This is a genomic window from Hymenobacter latericoloratus (assembly GCF_014199535.1).
Classification (GTDB): Bacteria; Bacteroidota; Bacteroidia; order Cytophagales; family Hymenobacteraceae; genus Hymenobacter; species Hymenobacter latericoloratus.
On sequence record NZ_JACHNV010000001.1, the window covers coordinates 190200 to 215266 of the forward strand.

General features: G+C 61.1%; 22 protein-coding genes and 1 riboswitch. Of the genes, 9 read left to right on the plus strand and 13 right to left on the minus strand.

The genetic code is table 11. From position 1 onward, the window contains the following. Nucleotides 1-27: 27 nt before the first annotated feature. The 12 genes from GGU46_RS00840 to metH all read right to left on the minus strand — a co-directional run bounded on the left by GGU46_RS00840 (nt 28) and on the right by metH (nt 13268). On the minus strand, nt 28-1161 hold the full coding sequence (locus GGU46_RS00840) for a multinuclear nonheme iron-dependent oxidase (RefSeq protein ID WP_317171826.1): 1134 nt from the start codon (nt 1159-1161) through the stop codon (nt 28-30). Nucleotides 1162-1190: 29 nt separating this feature from the next. Beyond that, nucleotides 1191-1355 (minus strand): chryseobasin-related MNIO class RiPP peptide, encoded by a 165-nt coding sequence (locus GGU46_RS00845; RefSeq protein ID WP_183401710.1) that lies wholly within the window; start codon nt 1353-1355, stop codon nt 1191-1193. Nucleotides 1356-1521: 166 nt separating this feature from the next. Then, entirely contained in the window at nt 1522-1950 is a 429-nt protein-coding gene (locus tag GGU46_RS00850; protein WP_183401711.1) for a putative signal transducing protein, read from the minus strand. Nucleotides 1951-2044: 94 nt separating this feature from the next. Beyond that, nucleotides 2045-2200 (minus strand): MFS transporter small subunit, encoded by a 156-nt coding sequence (locus GGU46_RS00855; RefSeq protein ID WP_183402599.1) that lies wholly within the window; start codon nt 2198-2200, stop codon nt 2045-2047. Nucleotides 2201-2236: 36 nt separating this feature from the next. Continuing rightward, entirely contained in the window at nt 2237-3640 is a 1404-nt protein-coding gene (locus GGU46_RS00860; protein WP_183401712.1) for an L-lactate MFS transporter, read from the minus strand. 385 nt (nt 3641-4025) lie between these two features. Further along, the gene (locus GGU46_RS00865; RefSeq protein ID WP_183401713.1) at nt 4026-5585 is read right to left on the minus strand and encodes an N-acetylmuramoyl-L-alanine amidase; all 1560 of its coding nucleotides are present in this window, start codon (nt 5583-5585) and stop codon (nt 4026-4028) included. A 165-nt stretch (nt 5586-5750) separates the two neighbouring features. Further along, nucleotides 5751-6281 carry a hypothetical protein gene (locus GGU46_RS00870; RefSeq protein ID WP_183401714.1) on the minus strand — a complete coding sequence of 177 codons (531 nt, stop codon included), beginning with the start codon at nt 6279-6281 and terminating at the stop codon, nt 5751-5753. Nucleotides 6282-6406: 125 nt separating this feature from the next. Beyond that, complete coding sequence (locus tag GGU46_RS00875; protein ID WP_183401715.1) at nt 6407-6973, minus strand: energy transducer TonB; 567 nt, start codon at nt 6971-6973, stop codon at nt 6407-6409. Nucleotides 6974-7260: 287 nt separating this feature from the next. After that, entirely contained in the window at nt 7261-7740 is a 480-nt protein-coding gene (locus GGU46_RS00880; RefSeq protein WP_183401716.1) for a tetratricopeptide repeat protein, read from the minus strand. A 105-nt stretch (nt 7741-7845) separates the two neighbouring features. Then, the gene (gene metF / locus GGU46_RS00885) at nt 7846-8802 is read right to left on the minus strand and encodes a methylenetetrahydrofolate reductase [NAD(P)H] (RefSeq protein WP_183401717.1); all 957 of its coding nucleotides are present in this window, start codon (nt 8800-8802) and stop codon (nt 7846-7848) included. Between the two features lie 117 nt (nt 8803-8919). Then, nucleotides 8920-9378: an endonuclease domain-containing protein gene (locus GGU46_RS00890; RefSeq protein WP_183401718.1), complete on the minus strand. Its 459-nt coding sequence runs from the start codon at nt 9376-9378 to the stop codon at nt 8920-8922. Nucleotides 9379-9455: 77 nt separating this feature from the next. Further along, nucleotides 9456-13268, minus strand: a complete 3813-nt coding sequence (gene metH / locus GGU46_RS00895) for a methionine synthase (RefSeq protein ID WP_183401719.1) — start codon at nt 13266-13268, stop codon at nt 9456-9458. Between the two features lie 71 nt (nt 13269-13339). Next, nucleotides 13340-13452, minus strand: a riboswitch (SAM riboswitch). Nucleotides 13453-13728: 276 nt separating this feature from the next. On the opposite strand from metH, the gene GGU46_RS00900 reads away from it, so the two are divergent. From GGU46_RS00900 to GGU46_RS00920, 5 genes are all read left to right on the plus strand, one after another. Further along, nucleotides 13729-14862, plus strand: a complete 1134-nt coding sequence (locus GGU46_RS00900; RefSeq protein WP_183401720.1) for an alkene reductase — start codon at nt 13729-13731, stop codon at nt 14860-14862. A gap of 291 nt (nt 14863-15153) precedes the next feature. Beyond that, nucleotides 15154-16596, plus strand: coding sequence for a M16 family metallopeptidase (locus GGU46_RS00905; RefSeq protein ID WP_183401721.1), 1443 nt, complete (start codon nt 15154-15156; stop codon nt 16594-16596). Nucleotides 16597-16607: 11 nt separating this feature from the next. Beyond that, nucleotides 16608-18083 carry a M16 family metallopeptidase gene (locus tag GGU46_RS00910; protein ID WP_183401722.1) on the plus strand — a complete coding sequence of 492 codons (1476 nt, stop codon included), beginning with the start codon at nt 16608-16610 and terminating at the stop codon, nt 18081-18083. A gap of 37 nt (nt 18084-18120) precedes the next feature. Further along, nucleotides 18121-18354, plus strand: coding sequence for a hypothetical protein (locus tag GGU46_RS00915; RefSeq protein WP_183401723.1), 234 nt, complete (start codon nt 18121-18123; stop codon nt 18352-18354). Nucleotides 18355-18377: 23 nt separating this feature from the next. After that, the gene (locus GGU46_RS00920; RefSeq protein WP_215906235.1) at nt 18378-18767 is read left to right on the plus strand and encodes an HNH endonuclease; all 390 of its coding nucleotides are present in this window, start codon (nt 18378-18380) and stop codon (nt 18765-18767) included. Between the two features lie 68 nt (nt 18768-18835). On the opposite strand, the gene GGU46_RS00925 is transcribed toward GGU46_RS00920, so the two are convergent. Next, entirely contained in the window at nt 18836-20353 is a 1518-nt protein-coding gene (locus tag GGU46_RS00925) for a catalase (protein ID WP_183401725.1), read from the minus strand. Nucleotides 20354-20552: 199 nt separating this feature from the next. Here GGU46_RS00925 and GGU46_RS00930 point away from each other — a divergent pair, with 199 nt between their 5' ends. The 4 genes from GGU46_RS00930 (at nt 20553) to pulA (ending at nt 25052) form a co-directional block, all read left to right on the plus strand. Further along, a complete protein-coding gene (locus tag GGU46_RS00930; RefSeq protein ID WP_183401726.1) occupies nt 20553-21482 on the plus strand; it encodes a LysR substrate-binding domain-containing protein in 930 nt (309 codons plus the stop codon). Nucleotides 21483-21547: 65 nt separating this feature from the next. After that, nucleotides 21548-22162 (plus strand): TlpA family protein disulfide reductase, encoded by a 615-nt coding sequence (locus GGU46_RS00935; RefSeq protein ID WP_246398710.1) that lies wholly within the window; start codon nt 21548-21550, stop codon nt 22160-22162. Between the two features lie 63 nt (nt 22163-22225). Continuing rightward, the gene (locus GGU46_RS00940) at nt 22226-22963 is read left to right on the plus strand and encodes an alpha/beta fold hydrolase (RefSeq protein ID WP_183401727.1); all 738 of its coding nucleotides are present in this window, start codon (nt 22226-22228) and stop codon (nt 22961-22963) included. Nucleotides 22964-23045: 82 nt separating this feature from the next. Continuing rightward, nucleotides 23046-25052 carry a type I pullulanase gene (gene pulA, locus GGU46_RS00945; RefSeq protein WP_183401728.1) on the plus strand — a complete coding sequence of 669 codons (2007 nt, stop codon included), beginning with the start codon at nt 23046-23048 and terminating at the stop codon, nt 25050-25052. Nucleotides 25053-25067: the final 15 nt, after the last annotated feature.

The following is a 25067-nucleotide window of genomic DNA, read 5'->3' on the forward strand; positions in this document are numbered from 1 at the left end:
CAATAGTGCAGGTGGTAAGGCAGGGCGCTACTTCCACTTCTGGGCAATGCGAACGGCCGTCTCCAGCATGTGGGGTGCCCATTGCTCAATGTTCCAGTCGGTGGAGGCCAGGAGCGGAGAGGCCAGGAGAAGCTGGCGGGCTTCGGCTACGGAGGGAGCCGTTTCCAGGATGCGGGAAAGGTGCTGCTGCTGCTCGTGCAGGGCGGGCTCTTCCAGAGCAGGGCCAGGCTGCGGGGGCCGTAGCGGCAAGAACGCCTGGTCAGCGGAAGCCGTTAGGCCGGCCCGGTGCTCTTGCACCAGGGCTTCCATTCTCCCAAAATCAAGGCGAAACCGGGCCCGGCTGTCTTCGGTTCGGAGGCTGTTGCCCAACTGCTCCAGCACCACAAAGCGGAGGTGGGGGCACCGGGGCATGGTGCGCTGCAGCAGCTGAAATACCTCTTCCGGCACGCCCTGGTCGTGGGTGTCACGGCGCACCCTCTGCCCCGGTGCCAGCGCCGAGGCCTCCCAGCTGCCCCCGGAAATATGGATTTCCCGCACCCGGTGCAGCGGGTACAGGTCAATCAGGTCCTCGTAGGAAATCGAGAAGTTGTGCAGCTGACAGTACAGGTTGTGCAAATCCAGAATCAGAAAGCCATTGACGGGCTCCAGCAGCTTATCCAGGAACTCGCCGTGGCGCTTCACCTCCTCCAGGGCGTAGGCAAAGGCCAGGTTTTCCAGCCCCACCGGACACTGGCAGGCCTCGTAGAGGCGGCTAAGCCGATCTTGGCCCAGGCGCAGGGTAACGGGGGTGTAAGGTACGGGCAGGGGCGCGCCAGAATGAAAGTTCTGGCCCGTGAAAAAGCCGAAGTGCTCCGTTATGTGGGCAAACGGTAGCTGGTTCGCCAGCTGCCGCAGCTGGGTCAGCCACTGCTGCTGCTCCCGGCTCCACCTGCCCGAGAGCAGAGAAAAAAACACCCCATGACCCAGCAGCCGGCCGCTGGCGCTGTAGGTGCGCAGCAGCTCCGAAAACCAGTCGGGTATCTGCCCGGCCCAGAACAACGCGTCAAACGACCACTCCAGGGCCTCTACCCGGCCTTCGGCCAGCAAAGGCAGGGCCGCCGACAAAATATCGACGTCCAGATTGCAGGCCAGGGCCGAGCAGAGGGTAGGAGTTGCTTGCACCGCGAGAGAAAGTAATTGATAGCCAGTGCCTAGCCCAAGCCGCAAGCAGGGCAGTTAACGGGCGGCTGGCCGCTTTCCTTTTCCGTTTTTTTGCCCTTCTCGCCGTTGGGGGTAGGGTCGTTGTCTTTGCAGCCGGCGGCCTGAACGGTGAGGCCTACCACAATAGCGCCGAGCACTGCTTTGGAGAGTTTCATGGGAGTGAAGTAGTTGTAAAACAAACGGACTGGCTTTCTGATAGGAGTTGCCTTCTGTTGAAAAGGTTGCACCCGAAAATAGTTACCCGCCTTCAAAAGCCATCTGCCGGGAAAGCGGGCGGTTGGCATTTGACCGGTTCAATACACTTCTCTTCCGGACCGGAGGCTATTCCCGCTCGAACTCCAGGCCGCAGGTAAAGCAGTGGCACTGGGGCTTTTGGGGGGCCAGCAACCACAGGCGCAGCTTCACAAATAAGTTGTCGGTGGGTTGGGGCTGGTGACGGCAAACCACATCGGTGTGGTGGCAGCGGGGGCAGCGCGGGGCGGCACCCGGATCCGCAACGGGTTCTTCGGGAGGCATGGCGTGCATAAAAGCGCGCCGGGCGTGCAGCACCTCCTGCGCCGCGGCTACGTCGGGGGCGCGCACGAACAGGCGCACGGAACCCAGCGCGGGGCCATAGGGCCGGTTTTCGTTGCTGAGAAAACACGGAATACCGGCCGCATCCAGCTGGTTTTTGGCCAGATGCGCCGCAATGGTATCCCGAAACGAATCGAGCACGACAATGGGGGTAGGCGAGGAGGAATCCGAAGGCATAAGCAAAAGGCCGCGCCCAACGACGCTACAAGCCAAAAACAACAAAAGCACCCACTTGGGTGCTTTTGAAGATGAGAAAAAGCGGCCGAAACTGCTACTTAAACAGGGCTAGTGCTTTAATAAACGTCTGCGACACGCCCCAGGCCAGGGGAATGCCTACGTACAGCCAGGCCAGAATGGCCGAGCCGCCCACGGCTGCCGGCTCCTGGGCGGGCGGTGTGGCCGAAGAAAGATTAGCGGGAGTGCTCATAGTTGCTTGTGGTTAGAAGGGTAGGAAAAGCAGGGGCTAGTGCCCGCCGGCTTCAATGGTTACGGGGCCTTTCTCGTAGTAGTCTTCCTTCACGGGGCGCACGGCCAAGTTGGCCAGCAGGCCCACCACCAGCACCCCGGCCATGGTGTAGAATACGTTCTGGTAAGCGGCGGCGCCCTTCAGGCCCTGCTCCTGGGCGTGCTCGTGCAGGGTGTGCACAATGAGGGGGCCCAGCACCCCGGCCGTACTCCAGGCCGTGAGCAGGCGGCCGTGAATGGCGCCCACTTGGTACTTGCCAAACATATCCGACAGGTAGGCCGGAACGGTGGCGAAGCCCCCGCCATACATGCTGATAATCACACAGGCCACCACCACAAACAAAGTCAGTTGCAAGCTCCGGCCCAGGGTAGGCACCAAGGCATACAGCAAAATGCCCAGCCCAAAGTAGATGGCGTACGTCGTTTTGCGGCCTAATCTATCAGAAGCCGACGACCAGAAAAAACGGCCCAATAGGTTAAACAAGCTCAGCAAGCCTACAAAGCCCGCCGCTGCGGCCGCCGTTACGCCGCGCCCCGCGCCCATGGCCCCGTCCGAGAAGGTTTCCTGCACCAGCGGCGAGGCCGTTTCCAGCACCCCGATACCGGCCGTTACGTTGGTGAGCAGCACCACCCACAGCAGCCAGAACTGCGGCGTCTTGATGGCATTGTCAGCCGATACGTTGCCGGTCGTTATCATCTCGTTGTGCTCGGTGCTGGGCACGTAGCCGGCCGGCTTCCAGTCGTCGGCGGGCACCCGGATGGTCCAGACGCCGAACTGCATGAACACCAGGTAAATCAGGCCCATCACAATAAAAGTGGGCGCCACACCCTGGGGCGCCGAGTCCTTGAAGTGGTTCATGAGGTTGTTGGCCAGGGGCGAGCCAATCATGGCCCCGCCGCCAAACCCCATAATGGCCATGCCGGTGGCTACCCCCTTGCGGTCCGGAAACCACTTAATGAGCGTGCTCACCGGCGAGATGTAGCCAATGCCCAACCCGATGCCACCCACAAAGCCGTAGCCGAAGTAAAGCAGCCAGATGTTGTGCAAATGAATTCCGAGGGAGGCAATCAGGAAGCCGCCGCCAAAACAGAGGGCCGAGGCCAGCATGGCCTTGCGCGGGCCCACCCGCTCCAGCCACTTCCCGAACACGGCTGCCGAAAGGCCTAGCAGCACAATGGCAATGGAGAAAGTAATGCCAATCTGGGTGGGCGTCCAGTCGTCGGGGGCGGGGTTGCTCACGTCGCCACTGATCAGGGCGCCCAGCGGCTTGTTGAACACACTGAAGGCGTAGGCCTGCCCGATGGCGAGGTGAATAGCCAGCGCAGCCGGCGGAATCAGCCACCGGTTGTAGCCCGGCCCGGCAATTGTGCGGCTGCGGTCCAGTAAGGAATCATTTGCCATAAGTTGAACGGGTGTTTTTGGGGAGTGAAAGAACGGTCCGACCAGCCAGCCGCCGTAACGCACTGCTCGGCTGTACGAGTTGGTAGCCAATAAGGTAGAGGTTCGGGGTAGGCTTTCTATTGGGTAGTCCAACTATTTTTTGCTAAAAACCTATAGCTGAAAGTTGTTTCTCCAGTACCAGTTCAAGCCCCGAGCTGGACCAAGCTGGTCATCTTACGCAGGGAATGAATGTAGGTACACTGCCGCCGTTCTTCTGCCGCCCCTGACAAGTCTCCTGGGCTTAACTTGTAGCTGTATATTAGTTATAGAATATTGTGGTGATTCAAGGCGTTGCCTGTAAAGTGGAGCAGCCGGCAAACGCACGCAGAGCAGTTGGTATTCTGATTTAAGACTTTTTGCCCTCCACCGCTGCCTGTTTCAACAGCCAGCCGCGTGGGCCGCGGGCCCGGGTGCGCTGCAGAAATACTTCCAGCCCGCGCCTCATGGCCTCCGCCATGCGCTGCTGAAACTGCGGGTTCGTCAGGCGCTTCTCATCCCCGGGGTTCGATACAAAAGCCGTTTCTACCAGGGCGTTGGGGTACTCAGTGGGCCCGTTCAGCCCGAAGTTGAAGCTCCCTACGTTGCCGAAGCCCGCCAACCCGGTGCCGCGCATCTGCTCGTACAAAGCCACCGACAGCGGCCGGAACGCCACGTAGCGGTAGTAAGTGCTGGTGCCGTGGGCCGTGGCACTACCCGAGGAATTGACATGAATGCTGACGAGCAAATCGGGGTTGAGGCGGCGCAGCAGCAGCACCCGGTCGCCGTTGTCCACGGTGGCGTCGGTTTCGCGGGTCATGAGCACGCGGGCCCCGGCCTGCTCCAGCTCCTGGCGTAATTTTAAGGCAATGGCCAGGGTGAGGTCTTTCTCGCGGGCTCCGCTGGCGCCGGTAGCGCCCACGTTGGTGCCGCCGTGGCCGGCATCAATAGCCACCCGCAGGCCCTGCAGGCGCAGCTTCCGGGGCGGCCGCTTCACCCGGACTTCCAGCGTGTTGCCCCGGTAGCCGACGTGGTAGCCCCAGCTTTGGCGGTGGCGCAGGGGTAGCACCAGCCGGAACACATCGGGCTGCACCTGCTCGTAGGTCACGTCGCCCAGCTCTCGCAGACCGTCGCGCTGGGTTATCCAGTTGGTGTTGGAGGTCGCCCCGAAAATGTCCACCACCAGGCGGCTGGGCTCCGTGAGCAGCTGGGAGCGGTAGGGCAGGCGCTGGCTGAGCGCTACCCGCACGTAATCGTACACGGAGTCGCCCTGCACGCTCCAGGAGCCGGTAAGCGAACCGGGCACGAAGCCGCCCGGCGGCAGCAGGCGCACTACTTCCTGGGGCACCCAGGCCGTGTAGGTTTCGCTGAGCTGCACCCGGTACTGGCTGCCTACCCGCCCCGTCAGGTGCAGCACCACCGCCGAGTCGAGGTAACCGAGCTTGGCCCCGCCCAATCGGTCTTCGCCGAGGCCGTAGTTGAGGTAAGCCAGCGGGCCTTTGGTGAGGGCCAGCTGCGGCTCATTCGGATTCAGAAACCGAACCCGGTTTTTGCTGAAAGCCGTGACTACGAGGCTATCGGGCGTCAGGAGCTGAAACGAAATGCGCCGGTTCTGCAGCGTATCGCCGGGCCGCACTACGTAGGTGCCCTGGTACACCCCGCGCTTGCCCTGGGCCTGGGCGGGCGGCAGTTCCGTGAGGGGCTGCCCATTCAGAAAGCTGGCCCGCAAACCCGGCGTGCCCGTCAGGCGCACCTGCAGCCGGTCGCCGGGCCAGAGCCACTGGTCGGCGGCGGGCACGGTTTCGGCATGGCTGATGGCGGGTGGGGTAGGGGCCGGCGGGCGACGCTGCTGGGCCAGGGCAGCAGGAGCAAAGGCCAGCAAAGCGCCTAGCCCAAACAGGCAGGCAAAAGAAGTTCGGATGATCTGCATACGTCGAGAATACAGACGCATAAGCGGCTTCGGGCGTTGCCGTGGGGGTAGGCAGGGCCCCTGGCTTCCTACCCCCTACGGCAACAAAAAGCCCCGCCATTGACGGGGCTCAGACGGAAAAGAGCTACTCGCGGCAGTCCCGTCAGTGGTACTTTGGGCGCGGGCTTAGTCGGGCTGCTTTACGGCCTGGCCCAGGTCCTTCACGTCGCGGCCCGTTTCCAGGGCTGTAAATTCGGTTTGCAGGGCCCGGATGTGCAGCTCGTCGCGGCCTTTGATGTCGAGACGGATAGCCCGGAACCGGGCATTGAGGCGGCGACTAATGACGGTAGCGTAGTCCCAGTCGCGCTGGGTCCACTGTTTGCGCTGGGCCCGCACCTGCTGCATAAACTGCACGAAGGCCGGCTCAATGGTCTGGGGCGTGAGCTGCTCAATATCGGCATACGTGCCCAGCAGCTCGTTGGTAAAGGCCGTTTCGGCGGCTTTATCAAGGGGCTGGCGGGTACGGGCCCGGGAAACGGAGTCGAAGCGGGCGGCGCGGCGGCCGGCCACGCGCAGCTTGGCGGCGGCGCGGTCGGCGACGGTATCCAGCCGGCGGGCTTCCTGTTTTACCATTTCCTGCCGCTCGCGCGGGGTAGTGTCGCAGGCTGCCAGCAGCAGTCCGGCCGCCGGCAACAAAAACAAACGGAGAGATTTCATGTCGGCAAGGTATTGATTGTGGCGTGACGAAGCGTACCCCACGCCGCCGCGCCCAACGCAGCGCAGCCCACCTTTGTACGAGGTGGGCTGCGGTAGTTGTTCTGATTGGGGGAGGTAGGGCGGGGCTAGGGCCGCATCCGGAACGTAAAAGGCAGCTCATACTTGGAAACCACCGCGCGGCTGCCAATGCGGGCCGGAATCCACTGGGCCGGAATGCTGCGGGCCACGCGCAAGGCCTCTTCATCGCAGCCGGAGCCAATGCCAAGCACTACCTGGTGGTTGCTGGCCTGCCCCAGCGTATCCACCACAAACGACACCAGTACCCGGCCCTGCACGTTCTTGTTCTGGGCCGCCGCCGGATAATTGAGCTTGGAGATATACTGGGCCAGCGCGGCGTCGCCACCAATAAAAAACACCGGGTGCTTTACCCGCTGGCGCGTCCAGTCGCCGGCGGCATTCTGCACGGCGTAGGGCACATCATCAAACGGACGGTAGAAGAGAAGCTTTTTGGTGGTATGATCGTATTTCTGGGTTACTACCTGGCTGCCGTCGCGGGTGTAGGCGTAGTATTCCCACACCCCCACTTTTTCGCCCTTTTCCAGCATGCCGCTTTCCAGGTCGTTTTTGCGCATTTTCTGAGCCTCGGCCGTAAGTGAGGCCAACAGGAATAACAAGAGTACAAGTTGTTTCATAGGAGAAACGGTGGGTGGGAGGTGGGGGTGGAGCAAGGTAGCCGGAGTTTTAGCCTCAACGAGGAGCCCGGGCGAGAAAATTAAATCTTTGCTTTGTTATAAAGTGAAGACGAGCCACAGCAAGTAAGCGGAAGCAAAAAGGCTCGGGAAGTACCGTAAAAGCAGTAAAAAAAGACAGTATTGCAGTTAAGGTGAGTGACCACACACGTAGTATGGTCCGGGAAATTTACCAATTTCCTCTCAGCCTCACAAAATAGCACTTCAGAAATGCTGCCGAAGCCGTCTGTTTACTCGGCCAAGTCATCAAGCTGGTCGCGCAGGTCGCGCAGCTGGTGTTGCAATCCGGGCCAGGCCGGACAAATTTTTTCCAGCCGCCTCAGCACGCGCAAGGCGCCCCGGGCATCGCCGAGCATGCGGAGCATGGTAGCCTGGCCCGACAGGGCCCCAAAGTGGCGGGGCTCCAGGCGCAGGGTTTCGTGCACGTCGCGCAGGGAAGCGTTGTACTCGCCGCGCATGTAATAAGCCGTAGCGCGCTTGTTCCAGCCCTCGGCGTAGGTGGGGCTGGCCTCGGTCAGCAGCGTAAACTGCTGAATGGCCTGGCTGTAGTCGCCGGCGGCCAGGGCGCGCATGCCCACCTCCAGGTACTTATCCAGCAGAGGGTGCCCGGCCGTCAGCCAGATCTGCCAGATGCCATCCTGCAGGGCCTCAATCTCGGCCGGAGCCGTGGCCTCCCGCAGGCGCGCAAACAGGTCGTTGAGGGTGTCCAAGGGGTGAGCTGGTGAGATAGTGAAATGGTGAGTTCTACGTTCGGCCGGCGCGAATGGCGCAAGTAGAACATAAAACTCACCATTTTACTATCTCACCAGTTCATCTTAAAACAGGGCCGCCGCTACCCGCCGGATGCTCTCCGACTTGCCCATGCTGTAGTAGTGCAGCACCGGCACGCCGTGGGCCATCAGCTCTTTGCTCTGGTTGATACACCACTCAATCCCAATTTCGCGGGCCGCTGCATTATCGGGGGCCAGGTGCACGGCATCGGCCAGCTCCTCCGGAATGTTGAGGTAGAAGGCCCGGGGTAGCATGGTGAGCTGGCTCTTGGTAGTCAGGGGCTTCAGGCCGGGGATGATGGGCACGGTAATACCGGCCTCCCGGCAGCGCTTCTCGAAGTTAAAGAACTGCTCGTTGTCGAAAAACATCTGGGTCACAATGTAGTCGGCGCCGCGGTCCACTTTGTGCTTGAGGTAGCGCAAGTCGGCCCCGTAGTTCGGCGACTCAAAGTGCTTTTCGGGGTAGCCGGCCGTGCCAATGCAGAAGTCGGTAGCCCAGGTATCGTCCTGCTCCTCATCCAGGTACTCGCCCTTGTTGAGGTTAGCTACCTGCCCAATCAGGTCGGCGGCGTAGGCGTGCCCGTCGGGGTCGGGCTTGAAGTGGCCTTCACTTTTAATTGGGTCACCGCGCAGGGCCAGCACGTTATCAATGCCGAGAAAGTGCAGGTCGATGAGGGCGTTTTCGGTTTCTTCCTTGGAAAAGCCTCCACAAATCAGGTGGGGCACCGTGTCCACGTCGAAGCGGTTTTTGATGGCCGCGCAAATGCCCACCGTGCCGGGGCGCTTGCGCACGGTTTTCTTTTCCAGAAACCCGTTGGGGTGCTGGCGGTACACGTATTCCTCGCGGTGGTAGGTTACGTCAATAAACGGCGGCTTGAACTCCATCAGAGGCTCAATGTTCGAGAACAAGTTCTGAATGTTCTCGCCCTTTTTGGGGGGTAGCACCTCGAAGGAAAACAGCGTCTTGCCGTTGGCGCGGGTCAGGTGTTCGGTTACTTTCATATGGCAGGCCAACCAGTGGTTGGCGGGTCGTTCTGGTGGGTGCCTCACCCCCCGGCCCCCTCTCCGAAAAAGGAGAGGGGGAGCCTGATGGCTTTTAGGTGATGGACTTTGGTTTAGTTATAGAGCAGATTTGATGGTGGCTAAAACCTGATCTAGTTCGTGCAGCACTTGGCCGTTGGAGAAGCGCACAATGCGGTAGCCGAGTTCTCGTAACAGGGCGGAGCGGCCGGTATCATAGTCCGCTTGACCGTTTTCAAGGTGAACGTCTCCATCAACTTCAATTATTAGGTGGTAGTCAGTGCTGATGAAATCAACGATGTAGTTATCAACAGCATGCTGGCGCCGAAACTTTACACCGGCTAGCTGACGGTTACGCACGGCTTGCCAGAGCTTATGCTCCGCCTCAGTAGGGTTCCGGCGCATTTCGGTGCTGAAACATTTCAGGTGGCTGTGCCATTTTGATTTGTCAGCAGTCAGGCGGGCGTTAGTTGCCTCACCCCCTAGCCTCCTCTCCGGAGGAGAGGGGAAACTAGTATTCAACTCTAGGTTTTGATTGAAATCAGTTTCCTGACTCATACAGGCGGCTCTCTAGAATTAGAAGCTAAAAGCTAGTTTCCCCTCTCCCTCGGAGAGGGGCTAGGGGGTGAGGCCCCCTACAGCGCCGTCACCGGTACGCTGGCCGGGTCGTAGTTCAGGTTCGGGGCCAGCCAACGCTCCAACTCAGCCACGGGCATGTGCTTACGCTCAGCAATGTCCTCTACCTGGTCCTTGCCGATGCGGCCTAGGCCGAAGTAGCGGGAATCGGGGTGGGCGTAGTAAAGGCCGCTTACCGAGGAGGCAGGGTACATGGCCAGGTTCTCGGTGAGACGAATGCCGGTGGTGTTCTCCGCGTCGAGGAGTTCAAACAGGGTAATTTTCTCGGTGTGGTCGGGGCAGCCGGGGTAGCCGGGAGCCGGGCGCACGCCTTTGTATTTCTCTTGAATGAGGTCTTCGTTCGAGAGGTTCTCGTCGGCGGCGTAGCCCCAAAACTCTTCGCGCACGCGCTGGTGCAGACGCTCCGCGAATGCCTCGGCGAGGCGGTCGGCCAGGGCTTTCACCATGATGCTGGAATAGTCGTCGTGCTCCTGTTCGTACTTCTCCAGTAGCTTCTCAATGCCTAGGCCTGCCGTTACGGCAAACCCGCCGATGTAATCCTCGCGGCCGGTTTCACGCGGGGCCACAAAGTCGGAGAAGGCCAGATTGGGCACGCCGGGCGCTTTCTCGCTTTGCTGACGTAAGGTGAAGAACTCGGTCTGGATTTCCTGGCGGGTATCGTCCTTAAAAATCTGGATAGTGTCGTGGCCTACGGTGTTAGCGGGCCAGAAGCCGAGTACGGCGCGGGCCGTGAGCAGCTTCTCGTCGATGATCTGACGGAGCATCTTCTGGGCATCGTTGAAGAGCTGGGTGGCGGCTTCGCCCACGTTCTCATCGGTGAGGATGCGGGGGTAGTGGCCCTTCAGCTCCCAGGTCTGGAAGAAGGGCGTCCAGTCGATGTACTCGGCCAACTCTGCCAGCGGGTAGTCTTCCAGCACCTTCGTGCCCAGGAAGCTCGGCTTTACAATGCGGCTGGTTGCCCAGTCGGCCTTGAAACCGTTTTCGCGGGCGGCTTCAATAGTGAGGTAGTTCTTTTCGCGCTGGCGGCCGGCGTAGTCTTCACGGAGCTGGCGGTACTCCTCACGCACAGTGCGGGCGTACTCCACATCGGCGGAACCGAGTAGGGCCGCGGCCACGCCTACCGAACGGGAGGCGTCGTTCACGTGCACCACCGGGCCGGAGTAGTTGGGCGCAATTTTTACGGCGGCGTGCAGGCGGGAAGTCGTAGCTCCCCCGATGAGCAGCGGAGTCTTCAGGCCGCGCTTTTCCATTTCCTGAGCCACATACACCATTTCATCTAGGCTCGGCGTGATGAGGCCGCTGAGGCCAATTACATCTACCTGTTGCTTCACGGCTTCGTCGAGAATCTTCTCCAGGGGCACCATCACGCCCAGGTCCACGATGTCGAAGTTGTTGCAGGCCAGTACCACGCCCACGATGTTCTTACCGATGTCGTGAACGTCGCCTTTCACGGTGGCCAGCAGAATTTTACCAGCCGTTTGCCGGTCGCCGCTTTGCTTGTCGGCGAGCAGGTAGGGCTCCAGGTAGGCCACTGCTTTCTTCATCACGCGGGCCGACTTCACCACCTGAGGTAGGAACATCTTGCCGGCGCCAAACAGGTCACCCACCACGTTCATGCCGGCCATCAGGGGCCCTTCAATCACTTCGAGTGGCCTAGATACCTGCTGACGAACCTGCTCGGTGTCTTCGTCGATAAACTCTGTAATGCCTTTTACCAGCGCGTGTTGCAGGCGCTCGGCTACGGGCAGGCTGCGCCAGGCGTCGGCTACTACCTCGGTTTTGTCCTTCTGCTTTACCGTGTCGGCAAACTCTACGAGGCGCTCGGTGGCGTCGGGGCGGCGGTTCAGGAGCACGTCTTCTACCAGCTCCAGCAGGTCCTTGGGTACTTCGTCGTACACGGCTAACTGGCTGGGGTTTACGATGCCCATATCCAGGCCGGCCCGGATGGCGTGGTAGAGGAAGGCCGAGTGCATGGCTTCGCGCACCACATCGTTGCCGCGGAAGGAGAAGCTGATGTTGCTGACGCCGCCGCTGGTGAGGGCGCCGGGCAGGTGTTGCTTGATCCAGCGGACGGCCTCAATGAAGTCGAGGGCGTAGGTACGGTGCTCCTCCATGCCGGTGCCCACCGTCAGGATGTTGGGGTCGAAGATGATGTCCTCGGCGGGGAAGCCCACTTCGTTTACTAGAATATCGTAGCTGCGCTGGCAGATTTCGATGCGCTTCTCGTAGTTATCAGCTTGGCCGTTCTCGTCGAAGGCCATCACCACCACGGCAGCTCCGTAAGCGCGTACGGTGCGGGCCCGCTCCTTGAAGGTTTCCTCGCCTTCCTTGAGGGAAATGGAGTTAACGATGCTCTTGCCTTGCACGCACTTGAGGCCGGCTTCCAGCACGCTCCACTTCGAGGAGTCAATCATAATCGGCACCCGCGAAATGTCGGGCTCCGAGGCAATTAGGTTCAGAAACGTGGTCATGGCCTGCTCCGAATCGAGCATGCCTTCGTCCATGTTCACGTCGATGACCTGGGCTCCGCCTTCTACCTGGTCGCGGGCTACCTGCAGGGCGGCTTCGTAGTTGCCGGTCCGGATGAGGCGGGCGAAGGCACGGCTGCCGGTCACGTTGCACCGCTCACCCACGTTCACAAACAGGCTGTCGGGGTAGATGTTGAAGGGCTCCAAGCCGGCGAGGCGAGTAATACGTGGTGCCTCACCCCCCGGCCCCCTCTCCTTCAGAGAGGGGGAGCCAGACGCGAGTTTCAGAACGGAATCGTTCGGCTCCCCCTCTCTGAAGGAGAGGGGGCCGGGGGGTGAGGCCAACTTGCGCGGCTGGTACTTGTCGGCCAGGCGGGCCAGCTCCCCAATGTGCTGGGGCGTGGTGCCGCAGCAACCGCCCACCACCGTCACGAGGCCTTCCTTGAGGTAGTTCTCCACTACCCCCGCAAATTCCTGGGCCGACTCATCGTAGCCACCAAACGCATTCGGCAAACCAGCATTGGGGTAAGCCGAGATGTGCACGTCGGCAATGCGGCTCAACTCCTTGATGTACACCTGCAACTGATCGGCACCGAGGGCGCAGTTCAGGCCCACGCTCAGCAGGGGCAAGTGGCGAATGGAGTTCCAGAAAGCCTCCACCGTCTGCCCTGAGAGGGTGCGGCCGGAGGCATCGGTAATAGTGCCAGAAATCATGACGGGCACCATGCGGCCACCTTCATCGAAGAACTTCTGCACGGCATACAGCGCCGCTTTGGCGTTCAGCGTGTCGAAGATGGTTTCGATGAGCAGGGCGTCGGAACCGCCATCAATGAGGCCGCGCACCTGCTCGTGGTAGGCGGTGGCTAGCTCGTCAAACGTCACGGCCCGGAAGCCGGGGCGGTTCACGTCGGGGGAGAGGCTAGCGGTGCGGTTGGTGGGGCCGATGGCGCCGGCCACAAAGCGGGGCTTGTCGGGATTCTGGGCCGTAAACTCGTCGGCTACCTCCTTGGCAATGCGCGCCGACTCATAGTTAAGCTCGTACACGATATCCTCCAGGGCGTAGTCGGCCTGGGCAATGGTGGTGCCGCTGAACGTGTTGGTTTCCACCATATCAGCGCCGGCCGCGAAGTAATCGGCGTGGATGCCTTTGATAATATCGGGGCGGGTGATGCTGAGCAGGTCATTGTTGCCGCGCAGGGGCTTGGGATGATCCGCAAAGCGCGAGCCGCGGAAATCCGCCTCTTCCAGCTTATGGCGCTGAATCATGGTGCCCATAGCCCCGTCCAGAATCAGGACGCGCTGGGCAAGAATATCGTGGAGCGGGGAGTCAGTGACGGTCGGCATATCGGCTCTTCAAGTAATTCGGCAGCGAAAAAGTGCCTATCCAGAAAGAGCCGCGTGGGGCGCGAGTCCTGTACTTATCTTCTTCCAGCCCGGAGCACGGGTTGAAATGGGAGTTAGCACCTTGTTTTAAGTCAGGTTGCTAAGACGTCGTCGGGCCCAATCCCTCGGTCTTTCTGGATAAGTAACTCTGCGAAGATACGGCAGGAATCTTCGAAATTCAATTCCGGCGGTAAGCGGTGGGGTTTAGGCAAACCAGAGGGGTAGGAAAAGGGCCGTGCCCGGCGGAGCAAATCAGCAAGCCAGTGATGCTAAAGCCCAAGGCAAAAATGGGTGGCATGCGCTTGCCAGATCATGCACCGGCAGCCAAAAATAAATGTAACCACGGCGGAAACATATAGGTGGGTTCCCGAGTTGCTACGCGCTGAATCTGCACGCAGCGGATTCTCTATAGAATTCAACCATGAGCCAAACCACCAATCTGTTTACGTCTGTGCAAGTGGGCGCCCTCACGCTGCCCAACCGCTTCGCCATGGCCCCCATGACGCGCAGCCGCGCCACCAACGAGGCCACCGCCCCCACCGACTCAGTAGTGAAATACTACGTGCAGCGCGCCACGGCCGGCCTAATTATCTCCGAAGGCTCGCAGGTGTCGCCCCAGGGCGTGGGCTACATCAACACGCCCGGCATCTACTCCGAAGAGCAGGTAGCTGGCTGGAAAAAAGTAACGGATGCCGTGCACGCGGCCGGTGGCCGCATTTTTATTCAGCTCTGGCACGTAGGGCGCGTGTCGCACCCCTTCTTCCACAACGGCGAGCTGCCCGTAGGTCCCTCGGCCATCAAGCCCGAAGGAGCGAAGGCCTTTACCGGCCAGGGCTTTGAAGATGTGCCCACGCCGCGCGCCCTGGAGTTAAGCGAAATTCCGGGGGTAGTAGACCAGTTCCGCCAGGCCGCCCGCAACGCCAAGCGGGCCGGCTTCGATGGGGCCGAAATCCACGGGGCCAACGGTTACCTGCTCGATCAGTTCATGCAGGACGGCTCGAACCAGCGCACCGACGAGTACGGCGGCAGCCTAGAAAACCGCAGCCGCTTTGTGCTGGAAGTAGTGCAGGCCGTGGTGGATGAGCTGGGCGCCGACCGCGTGGGCATCCGCCTCTCGCCCCAGGGCAGCGCCAGCATCAAGGATTCGGACCCGGTGAAAACGTTTAGCTACGTAACGGAGCAGCTCAACCAGTTCAACCTGGCCTACCTGCACGTCATTGAAGCCCTGCCCGGCCACCCTATGGCCCAGCCCCAGGCTCCGGCCGTAGCGGCGCACCTGCGCAACATCTTCAACGGCACCTTCATCCTGAACGGCGGCTACACCCAGGAAACGGCCGAAGCCGCCCTGGCCAACAACGAGGCCGACGTTATTGCTTTCGGGGTGCCCTTCATCGCCAACCCCGACTTGGTTGAGCGCTTCCGCGTGGGCGCCGCCCTCAACACCCCGGACCCCAGCACCTTCTACGTGCCCGGCGACAAAGGCTACATCGACTACCCCTCCCTGCAGGAGCAAGGCGTGGACGTGAAAGAGCCCGTTGATTATCAGAACAACTAAGCCTACCCCGGCTGGCTTACAGAAACCCGCTTCGGCCCCGGCCGGAGCGGGTTTCTTGGTTATGGCTCATTTCCTGGTTTTGCTACTCGGAGGAGAAGAGTGCCAGACGGTAGAACTGTCGGCGGCTACCAGCGCAGGCGAGCATTTATTGACCGAAACCGGGCGTAAGTGCTCAGGTTAGACTGGTTTGTTGATTATTTGCTTTTCTTATATAGAGTAGGATTAATTCTTTGCAACAGAATGTGTAGGTTGAGGACCATTTCGGACTTTATACCCTACCACCTTCTGATTATGAAACCACTACCTCCTGTAAGCCACGCCCTGGGTTGGGGTGCGGCCTTCCTGCTGACCCTAGGCGCCTGCAGCCCCAAAACTGCCTCGGTGGCCACCACCAGCCCTACCCCCCCGCCTACTGCCGAAGCCGCCCCAGCGCCGGCCGCCGCGGCTTCGTTCCAGATTCCGGTGGAGTATTACACCCTGCCCAACGGCCTGAAAGTGGTGCTTTCGCCCGACCACACGGCCCCCACGGCTACCGTAGCGGCCTACTACAACATCGGTTTCCGCAACGAGCCCCGCAACCGCACCGGGTTTGCCCACTTGTTTGAGCACCTCATGTTTCAGGGCTCCCAGAACCTGGGCAAGATGGAGTTCATCCAGCTGATTCAGAAGAACGGCGGCATTCTGAACGGCTCTACCCGCTTCGATTTCACCAACTACTTTGAGGTAGTGCCCTCGCACAAGCTCGAAACCATGCTCTGGGCCGAAGCCGACCGGATGCGCGGCCTGGCCATCAACCAGGCCAACCTCACCAACCAGCAGGGGGTAGTGAAAAACGAGGTGCGCGTGAACGTGCTCAACCAGCCCTACGGCGGCTTTCCGTGGCTGGATATGCCCCAGTACGCCAACAAAAACTGGAACAACGCCCACAACTTTTACGGCGACCTGAAGGACCTGGACGCCGCTACCCTGGAGGATGCCCAGCAGTTCTTCAAAACCTACTACGCGCCCAACAATGCCGCCCTGGCCGTGGTCGGCGACTTTGAGCCGGCGCAGGCCAAGGCCTGGGTGGAGAAGTACTTCGCGGGCATTCCGGCCGCTACCCAGCCGCCCAAGCCCGACCTCACGGAGCCGCGCCAGGAAAAGGAGCAGCGCTTCACCAAAGACGACAAGCTGGCGACCAAGCCGGCCCTGGCCTTCGCCTACCACATGCCCGAGCGCAACACCCCCGAGTATTACGCCCTCATCCTGCTCGACCAGATTCTGCTGCAGGGCAAAGACTCGCGCCTCTACCAAGCCATGGTGCAGAAGCGCGGCCTCACCGATGACGTGAGTGGGGGTATTAACTACCTCGGCAACGCCTTCAACTACGCCGGCCCCATGCTCTGGATGGGCAACCTAGTGTATGACCAAACCGTGAAATCAGACTCCGTGGTGAGCGTGCTGGATCAGGAAATCAACCGCTTGGCCCAAGGCGGTATTGACCAGGCTACTCTGGATCTGGCCGTGGTGAAGCTGCGCTCCACCCTCTACGACCAGCTTTCCGGCTCCGATAATTTCGGCCGCGCCGACATGCTAGCCTCCTTTGCCTTGTTTGACAACGACCCCTCGCGCATTAATACCCTGGAAGGCGAGTTCCGCAAAATCACGCCCGCTGTCATGCAGCGCACCATTCAAGAGTACCTGCGGCCTACCAACCGCACCATTCTTATTGTCAACCCGCTGGCTAAAAGCTAACCCGCTACCGTATGAAAACTTCCTACCTCGGGTTGCTCAGCGCGGCCCTCTTCCTGACTGCTCCGGCAGTCCAGGCCCAAACCAAGCCTACCCCCAAGCCAGCCAGCAAAGCCACTACAACGGCTAAACCGGCCGCTGCTCCGGCTGCTCCCGCTACCCCCAAGGAAACCCCTCCCCCCGGCGGTACGCCCCGCGACTTCGCCCTGCCCGCCAAAGAAGAGTTTGAGCTGCCGAATGGCCTCTCAGCTAAGCTGGTGCCCTACGGCCAGGTGCCCAAAGTAACCATGATGGTGGCTATTCAGGCTGGCAACGTGCACGAAGCTCCTGACCAGGTAGGCATTGCCGACGTGCTGGGTAAGCTCATGAACGAAGGCACTGCTACCCTCAACGCTACCCAACTAGCCGATAAGGTGGCCCGCATGGGCGGCTCTCTCAACATTTCAGTGGGCCAGGACCAGACCATGCTGTGGGCTTCCTGCCTTTCGGAGTATGCGCCGGAACTGGCTACCCTGCTGGCCGAGGTGGTCCAGCGCCCGGCCCTGCCCGCCAGCGAGCTACCCCGCATCAAAACCGACTTCAAGCGGCAAATGAACCTGGCCCGGGCTCAGCCCAGCATGCAGGCCCGCCAGAAGTTCGTGGCCTCGCTCTACGGCAATCACCCCTACGGTCGCCCCCTGCCCACCGACGCGGCCATTGATGCCCTGACCCTGGAGCAGGTAAAGGCCTTCTACCAAAACCAGTACGGGGCTCAGCGCACCAGCGTGTACGTGGCCGGTAAGTTCGATAAGGATGCCCTGCGCCAGGCCATTACCAAAAGCTGGAGCGAGTGGGCCAAGGGTCCGGTGCCCCGCATTGAAATTGCCAAAGCCCAGATTCGGCCCGATATCCAGACCCTGGACCGGCCCAGCGCGCCCCAATCAACCCTCATGATTGGCATGCCCGTAGTGGACCCTTCGCACCCCGACTACGTGAAGCTGCGGGTGATGAACTCCCTGCTGGGCGGCTCCTTCGGCTCGCGCATCACGCGCAACATCCGCGAGGACAAGGGCTACACCTACTCGCCTTACAGCAACATTGAGACGCACTACCGCGCCGGCAACTGGACTCAGAACGCCGACGTGACCACCCAGGAAACGGGCAACTCGCTCAAGGAAATCATGTACGAGATTGAGCGCCTGCAGAAAACCCCGCCCACGGCCGAAGAGCTGAAAGGCATTCAGAACTACGAGTCGGGTTTGTTTGTGCTGCGCAACTCTACCCCCGGCGGCATCATCAGCCAGCTCAACAACCTGGATCTGCACGACCTCCCCGATTCCTACCTCACCGAGCAGGTCAAGAATATCAACGCCGTGACGCCCCAGCAAGTCTCGGAAACCGCCCGCAAATACGTCCGCCCCGAGGCTATGACCATTGTGGTAGTCGGCGACAAAAAAATCATCGACCCCCAGATCAAGAAGTTTAAGGATAGCCGGAAGAAGGCGTTGTAAACCTGTGGCAATCAGAAAATATCGAACTTAGAGCACGATGATTCCTGCCTACGAAGAGATTATAAACTTTCTGGCCGCTGGCACTACTGCCGGGGCCCTGGCTGATTTTCAGCCCTCAGCCGAAGCTCGTCAGCGGGTGGCCGAACTGCTCGTTCGCCGTAAGCAGGCGGCGCTGACGATGGATGAGGAACGGGAGTTGACGCATTTTCTGGAACTGGAGCACCTAATGCGCCTAACAAAAGCCCGCGCCCGCCAACACCTGGCGGCATGAGCGAGGCGTACATCCCGGCAGCTATGCGCCGACAGGTGGCTGAGCGCGCCGGCTACTGCTGCGAATATTGCCGACTTGCCGAAGCCGATATGTTCCTGGGCTGTCATATCGACCATGTAATCAGCGAAAAGCATGGTGGCCTGACGCAGCCAGACAACCTGGCGTATGCCTGCGTCTTTTGTAACCTGCACAAAGGCAGCGATATTGCTTCCCTGACAGGGGCGGGGGAACTGGTCGCCTTGTATAATCCGCGTCGGCAGCGTTGGCAAGAGCATTTTCGTTTACAGGGAGCTCTTATTCTGCCCACTACCACCGTGGGGGAGGTAACGGTCCGTTTGCTCCAGTTCAATCACCCTGACCGACTGTTAGAGCGGGAAGCCTTATTAGTTGTAAACCGCTATCCGCCCGCCTAGCCTCTAAACAAACAGCCGCTCCGGATTCCGGAGCGGCTGTTTACTTCCCACGGTAGTATAGGGCGGCGTTATACAGCCGCGGCAGCAGGCTGGGGGTGTTGGGTGGGCATCTCCACGTCCACGCCCAGGCCTTTGGCAATGGCCATACCCAGGCGGATATCGGCACGGAACCAGTGGCAAAGCTGGCGCTGGATGATGAGGTCTTTCTTGGGGCCATCGATACCACTCATGGAAGCCACGATGTTGTCGATGAGGTTGCGCTGAGCCTGGGCATCCAGCAGGCGGAACAGGTTGCCGGGCTGGGTGTAGTGGTCGTCGTCGCCGGGACCTACGTTGCGGTCGAACCGGTCGGCGAACAGACCATCCAGCTCCTGGTCGGGCTCGCCTACGGTCTTGTCTTCCGCGGGGCCATCGAAGGAGTTGGGGAAGTAGTTGGGGCCGGGGCCGCCGTTGTCGCCCAGGGCCATCTGGCCGTCGCGCTGGTAGTTGCTGAAGCCGTAGGGGCAGGCATTTACGGGCAAGTGCTCGTAGTTGGCCCCCAGGCGGTAGCGCTGGGCGTCGGGGTAGCTCAGGATGCGGCCCTGCAGCATTTTGTCGGGCGAGTAGCCGATGCCATCTACTACGTGGGCAGGGGCAAAGGCGGCCTGCTCTACGTGGGCGTGGTAATTCAAGGGCACCTCGTTCAGCTCCAGCACACCTACTTCCTGCAGCGGAAACTCGCCCTGGGGCCACACCTTGGTCAGGTCGAAGGGGTTCCAGCGGAAGGTTTTGGCCTGCTCCTGGGTCATGGTCTGGATAAACATCTTCCAGCGGGGAAAATTGCCGCTGTCAACGGCGTCCACCAGGTCATGCTGGGCGAAGTCGGCGTCTTGAGCCTTCATCTGGGCGGCGTCTTCGCTCGTGAAGTTCTTTACACCCTGCTCGGTACGGAAGTGGAACTTCACCCAAGTGCGCTCATTGTCAGCGTTAATCAGGGAGAAGGTGTGCGAGCCGTAGCCGTGCATGTGGCGGTAGCCGTAAGGCGTGCCGCGGTCCGACATCAGGATGGTGACCTGGTGCAGGCTCTCGGGGTTCAGGCTCCAGAAGTCCCACATCATCGTAGCCGATTTCAGGTTGGAACGGGCCTCGCGCTTCTGGGTGTGGATGAAGTCGGGAAATTTCACCGGGTCTTTCACAAAGAACACCGGCGTATTGTTGCCTACCACGTCCCAGTTGCCGCCTTGGGTGTAGAATTTCAGGGCGAAGCCGCGGGGGTCGCGCTCCGTATCGGCTGAGCCTTTCTCACCGCCTACCGTGCTGAAGCGCAGAAAGATGCGGCACTGGTTGCCCACCTGGCTGAAAATCTGGGCGCGGCTGAGGCTAGTGATGTCGTGGGTGACGGTGAACGTACCGTACGCGCCCGAGCCCTTGGCGTGCACTACCCGCTCCGGAATCCGCTCCCGGTTGAAGTGGGCCAGCTTTTCGTGCAGGAAATAGTCCTGGAGCAGGAGCGGCCCGCGCGGACCCGCCGACAAGGAGTTCTGGTTGTCGAAAATGGGGCGGCCGGCGGCGGTAGTCAGCTTCCGGGGTTGGGTTGATTCTTCCATGAGAATAAATGAGATTCAATGGCGACTCCGGGGTAGGAGGAGCGCGACAAAGGTTGAGCTTCCGGCGTTATAAGTAAAATTGATTGTTTTGATACTAATATAGATGGTGGTTATATTCGTGGGATGACCAGACGAGGGAGCCCGCAGAGGGCGCTGTGTTTGCGCGGAGGGCGCAGAGTTGTTCTGCCTTGGTAAGCCTATGAATATCCAGCAGTTAGAATACGTAGTGGCCCTTGATACGCACCGGCAGTTTGTGCTGGCCGCCGAGAAGTGCCACGTCACCCAGCCCACCCTGAGCATGCAACTGCAAAAGCTGGAGGAGGAGCTGGGCGTGCTACTCTTCGACCGCACAACCAAAGGAGTGCAGCCCACGGCCGTGGGCGAAAAAGTGGTGCAACAGGCCCGGCAGGTGTTGCGCGAGGTAAAGCAGCTGCGCGAGGTAGTACAGGTAGAGAAAGGCGAGCTGGTGGGCGAGCTACGCCTGGGCATTATCCCCACGCTGGCACCCTACCTGGTGCCCCTGTTTCTGGTGGAGCTGGTGGAGCGCTACCCCCAGCTGCGCGTGCAAGTCCAGGAGCTGCAATCAGCCCAGATAATTCAGCAGCTCAAGGACAACCAGCTGGATGTGGGCTTGCTCGTCACGCCCCTCGATGACCGGCAGCTGCGGGAAGTGCCGGTGCTGGAAGAGCCGTTTCTGGGCTACATCTCCGAAAGCCACGAGCTGTACGCCCAACCTACCATCAGCCCCCAGGACATGGGCGCGCCGGGGTTGTGGCTTTTGCAGCAAGGGCACTGCTTCCGCCACCAGGTCCTGAACATCTGTGCCCCCGCGCCGGCTGCCACCAGTCGGCCCTTCACTTACGAAAGCGGCTCCATTGAAACCCTAAAGGAGCTGGTGCGCCACAACCATGGTTACACGCTGGTGCCCGAACTCTCGGTGCTGCCGGAGCTGAATAACCCCATGGTGAAGCGCTTCGAGGCTCCCGAGCCCGTCCGCGAAATCAGCTTGGTAGTACACCAGGGCTTCGTGCGCTTGCCCCTGCTGGAAACCTTGCGCGAGCTTATCCTGCGCAAAGTGCCCGAGCGGTTGCAGGCGGGGAAAGCCAAACAGAAAATCCGGTGGCGCTAAGCACTGAGCTATACGCCTCGTTCCTGAAGCTGCTGTATCTTTCCCTTGTAGTTCTAAAATCAACCATGCAGTTCTCAAAGCCGAAGTGGGGCACCATTGCCCAGTGGGGTGGGGTAGTAGCTTTTCTCATCATCCTGTTCACCGACCTCCGCACGCCCGTACTGGGCGGCATGCAGCGGGCCTTGCTGGCCACGGGCTTGTGGCGGCCCGCCCTACCCGCCGCTCCAACTCAAACCCCGGTTCAGCCGACGGGTGGCACCTACCCCCACAACCTGTCCTTGCTCACCCTGGATGGCCAACCCGCTAACCTCCGCAACCTGAAGGGCAAGGTAGTTTTGGTGAACCTGTGGGCCAGCTGGTGCCCACCCTGCGTGGCCGAAATGCCCAGCTTGCAGAAGCTTTACAACCAAGTGGATAAGCAGAAGGTAGCCTTCGTGATGATTTCGCTGGACCAGAACCCCGAGAATGCGCGGCGGCTGATGGCCCGCAAAGGCTACACGTTCCCGGCCTACTTCCCCGCCGGGGCCCTACCCCCCGCCTTCGACTCAGAGTCTATTCCGACTACGGTTATTGTGGGGCCGGATGGCCAAATAGCTGCCCGCCACGAAGGCATGGCCGACTACGACACGCCTGAGTTTAAGGCGGCGTTGGAGAAGCTGGCCGGCCCGGCCCGACTCTAAGCGGCCGTAGTACGTACAGCAAGGTAATCTGGCTCTGAGCTGGAATCTGAATGCTGTTTTTCTATGCCTGCTGCACCTGCGCTTACGTTTATTGGCCTGCACTACTGGGCTGGCTCCGGCCGCGAGTTTCAACAACTAGCCCAGTTGCTGGCCCCCGACTACCCCTTCTTAGCTCCTGACCTGCCGGGCTTTGGGGCGGCCACGGAACCGGGCAGCAGTTACTCGGTGGCCAGCTACGTGAAAGCGCTGGAGTCTTACATTGCAGAAAACGGGGTAGGGCGCTACGTGCTGGTAGGCCACGGTATGGGCGGCAAAATTGCGCTGGCCCTGGCCGCCCGGCAGCCGGCGGGCCTGGCTGGGGTGGCCCTGCTCAGCCCCTCGCCGCCCGGCCCCGAGCCTCTCACCGACGAAGACCGAATGACGAGCATGCGGGCCTACGGCAAGCCCGACGAGGCCGAAAAAACCTTCCGGAAAATAACCGCCCGTTCCCTTTCTGCCACCTCACACCAGCAAATTCTGGAAGACAACCTGCGCAGCACCCACCTGGCCTGGGACGCCTGGCTGCTGCACGGCAGCCGCGAAGACCTGAGCGCCCAGATGTGCCACGTGCAGGTACCCTGCACCATCCTGGTTGGCGACCAGGATGATGTAATGTCGCCCTCGGTGCATGGGCTGGAAACCCTACCCCTGCTGCCTAGTGGAACCCCGCTGGAAATTATTGGCGGAGCCGGCCATTTGCTCCCGTATGAAGCGCCCGAGGAAGTAAACCGGTTGCTTCGCGACTTCGTGCAGGGGCTGTAGTAGCGAGCAGGGCCGCACTTCCCGCGGAGCGGCTTCCGGCACCGGGCGAAAACTCCGAACTTCGTGGCCTACCTTTCCCGCTATGAAGTCTCGGTTTCTTTTTGTCTTGTTACTGACGGTGTCCAGCCTGACCACCTGCCGCACGGCCCGCGTGACGGATGCGTACGCCGCCTACCCCACTTACAACGGCCCCGACCTGGGCCTGACGTTCATCAAAGGCCAGGCCCGCCTGCGGGTGTGGGCGCCCACCGCCGAAAAGCTGCAGCTCAAGCTCTACGCCGAAGGCACGGGCGGCGCGCCCGTGGCCGAGTACGCCATGCAGAAATCCGGGGGCGGGACGTGGGTGTACACGCTGCCGGCCCAGCCCGCCGGACGGTTTTACGTGGTGCAGGCCACCATTAAGGGCAAGCAGATGGCCGAAGTGCCCGACCCCTACGTGCACGCCGTGGGCCTGAACGGGCAGCGCGGGGCCCTGCTCGACCCGGCCGCCGTAAATCCCCCCAACTGGACCGACGACCTCCGGCCCCGGCTAAAGCAGCCCACCGACCTAGTCATTGGGGAAGCCCACATCCGCGACCTGACCATGCATCCGCAGTCGGGCGTGCGGCACCAGGGCAAGTTTCTGGGCGTAGCCGAAGCCGATACCCGCGGCCCGGCCGGCGTCAAAACCGGCCTCGACCACCTCACGGAGCTGGGCATCACGCACCTGCACCTGCTGCCTACCAACGACTTTGCTTCCATTGATGAAAGCCGGCTGGCAGAAAACCTCTACAACTGGGGCTACGACCCCCTGCACTACTCCGTGCCGGAAGGCTCCTTCGCCACCAACCCCGCCGACCCCGCGGCCCGCATCCGGGAGATGAAGCAGCTGGTGCGAAACCTCCACCGCAACGGCCTGCGCCTGGTGCTCGACGTGGTGTACAACCACACGGCCGAGGCTGGCCGCAGCTCCTTCGAGCAGCTGGTGCCCGGGTACTACTACCGCCACACCCCCGATGGCGGCTACTCCAACGCCTCCGCCTGCGGAAATGAAGTAGCCTCCGAGCGGCCCATGGTGCGCAAGCTCATTGTGGAGTCGGTGGCGTACTGGGCCCGCGAGTACCACGCGGACGGCTTCCGGTTTGATTTGATGGGGGTGCTGGACCTGCGCACTATGCGCGCCGTGCGCGTGGCCCTCGACCAGATTGACCACAGCATTCTGATGTACGGCGAAGGCTGGGCGGCCGGGGCCAGCCCGCTGCCGGAAGCCGAGCGGGCTCTCAAAGCCAACATTGGGAAGCTGGACCGGGTAGCTGCCTTCAGTGATGAGCTGCGCGACGGCGTGAAAGGCCATTTTGCCCGCCGCACCGAGCCGGGCTTTGCCAGCGGGCAGCCGGGACTGGAAGAAAGCGTGAAGTTTGGGATTGTGGCAGCCACCCAGCATCCGCAGCTCGACTACAGCAAGGTAAACTACTCGAAAGGGCCCTGGGCCGCCTCGCCCCAGCAAACCATCAACTACGTGGCCTGCCACGACGATCAGGTGCTCTGGGATAAGCTGGCGGCCTCCAACCCCGCCGCCTCCGAGGCCGACCGAATGAGGATGGATTTGCTCAGCAACACCATCGTGTTTACCTCGCAGGGCGTGCCCTTTCTGCCCATCGGCGACGAGTTTCTGCGCAGTAAAGGCGGTTCCCACAACTCCTTCAACGAGCCCGACGCCATCAACCAGATAGACTGGAGCCGCAAGACCCGGTACGCCCGCGTGTACGAGTTTTACCGCCAGCTGATTGCCCTGCGCCGCGCCCACCCGGCCTTCCGCCTGCCCACCCAGGAGCTGGTGCAGCGGCACCTGGAGTTTTTGCCCAACCTGCCCGCCACTACCATTGGCTACCGCCTGAAAGACTACGCCGGCGGCGACACCTGGGACACGATTGTGGTACTGTTCAACGGCAACCGCCAGCCCGCCCGCCTGCCCATTCCGGCCGCCCGCTACTCCGTGGTGCTGGCCGAAGATCAAATCAACCCCGCAGGCCTGCGCCAGATAGAAGGGGTAGGCGAAACCATGACCATAGAAGTCCCCGCCTCCTCCGCCCTGATCCTGGTGAAGTAGTGAAATTGTCAGGGC

Excerpts from the sequence above, each read along its gene's own strand:
- GGU46_RS00845 (WP_183401710.1), bottom strand. The coding sequence starts at position 1,355 with ATGAAACTCTCCAAAGCAGTGCTCGGCGCTATTGTGGTAGGCCTCACC.
- GGU46_RS00850 (WP_183401711.1), bottom strand. The coding sequence starts at position 1,950 with ATGCCTTCGGATTCCTCCTCGCCTACCCCCATTGTCGTGCTCGATTCG.
- GGU46_RS00855 (WP_183402599.1), bottom strand. The coding sequence starts at position 2,200 with ATGAGCACTCCCGCTAATCTTTCTTCGGCCACACCGCCCGCCCAGGAG.
- GGU46_RS00860 (WP_183401712.1), bottom strand. The coding sequence starts at position 3,640 with ATGGCAAATGATTCCTTACTGGACCGCAGCCGCACAATTGCCGGGCCG.
- GGU46_RS00865 (WP_183401713.1), bottom strand. The coding sequence starts at position 5,585 with ATGCAGATCATCCGAACTTCTTTTGCCTGCCTGTTTGGGCTAGGCGCT.
- GGU46_RS00870 (WP_183401714.1), bottom strand. The coding sequence starts at position 6,281 with ATGAAATCTCTCCGTTTGTTTTTGTTGCCGGCGGCCGGACTGCTGCTG.
- GGU46_RS00875 (WP_183401715.1), bottom strand. The coding sequence starts at position 6,973 with ATGAAACAACTTGTACTCTTGTTATTCCTGTTGGCCTCACTTACGGCC.
- metF (WP_183401717.1), bottom strand. The coding sequence starts at position 8,802 with ATGAAAGTAACCGAACACCTGACCCGCGCCAACGGCAAGACGCTGTTT.
- GGU46_RS00890 (WP_183401718.1), bottom strand. The coding sequence starts at position 9,378 with ATGAGTCAGGAAACTGATTTCAATCAAAACCTAGAGTTGAATACTAGT.
- metH (WP_183401719.1), bottom strand. The coding sequence starts at position 13,268 with ATGCCGACCGTCACTGACTCCCCGCTCCACGATATTCTTGCCCAGCGC.
- GGU46_RS00900 (WP_183401720.1), top strand. The coding sequence starts at position 13,729 with ATGAGCCAAACCACCAATCTGTTTACGTCTGTGCAAGTGGGCGCCCTC.
- GGU46_RS00905 (WP_183401721.1), top strand. The coding sequence starts at position 15,154 with ATGAAACCACTACCTCCTGTAAGCCACGCCCTGGGTTGGGGTGCGGCC.
- GGU46_RS00910 (WP_183401722.1), top strand. The coding sequence starts at position 16,608 with ATGAAAACTTCCTACCTCGGGTTGCTCAGCGCGGCCCTCTTCCTGACT.
- GGU46_RS00915 (WP_183401723.1), top strand. The coding sequence starts at position 18,121 with ATGATTCCTGCCTACGAAGAGATTATAAACTTTCTGGCCGCTGGCACT.
- GGU46_RS00920 (WP_215906235.1), top strand. The coding sequence starts at position 18,378 with ATGCGCCGACAGGTGGCTGAGCGCGCCGGCTACTGCTGCGAATATTGC.
- GGU46_RS00925 (WP_183401725.1), bottom strand. The coding sequence starts at position 20,353 with ATGGAAGAATCAACCCAACCCCGGAAGCTGACTACCGCCGCCGGCCGC.
- GGU46_RS00930 (WP_183401726.1), top strand. The coding sequence starts at position 20,553 with ATGAATATCCAGCAGTTAGAATACGTAGTGGCCCTTGATACGCACCGG.
- GGU46_RS00935 (WP_246398710.1), top strand. The coding sequence starts at position 21,548 with ATGCAGTTCTCAAAGCCGAAGTGGGGCACCATTGCCCAGTGGGGTGGG.
- GGU46_RS00940 (WP_183401727.1), top strand. The coding sequence starts at position 22,226 with ATGCCTGCTGCACCTGCGCTTACGTTTATTGGCCTGCACTACTGGGCT.
- pulA (WP_183401728.1), top strand. The coding sequence starts at position 23,046 with ATGAAGTCTCGGTTTCTTTTTGTCTTGTTACTGACGGTGTCCAGCCTG.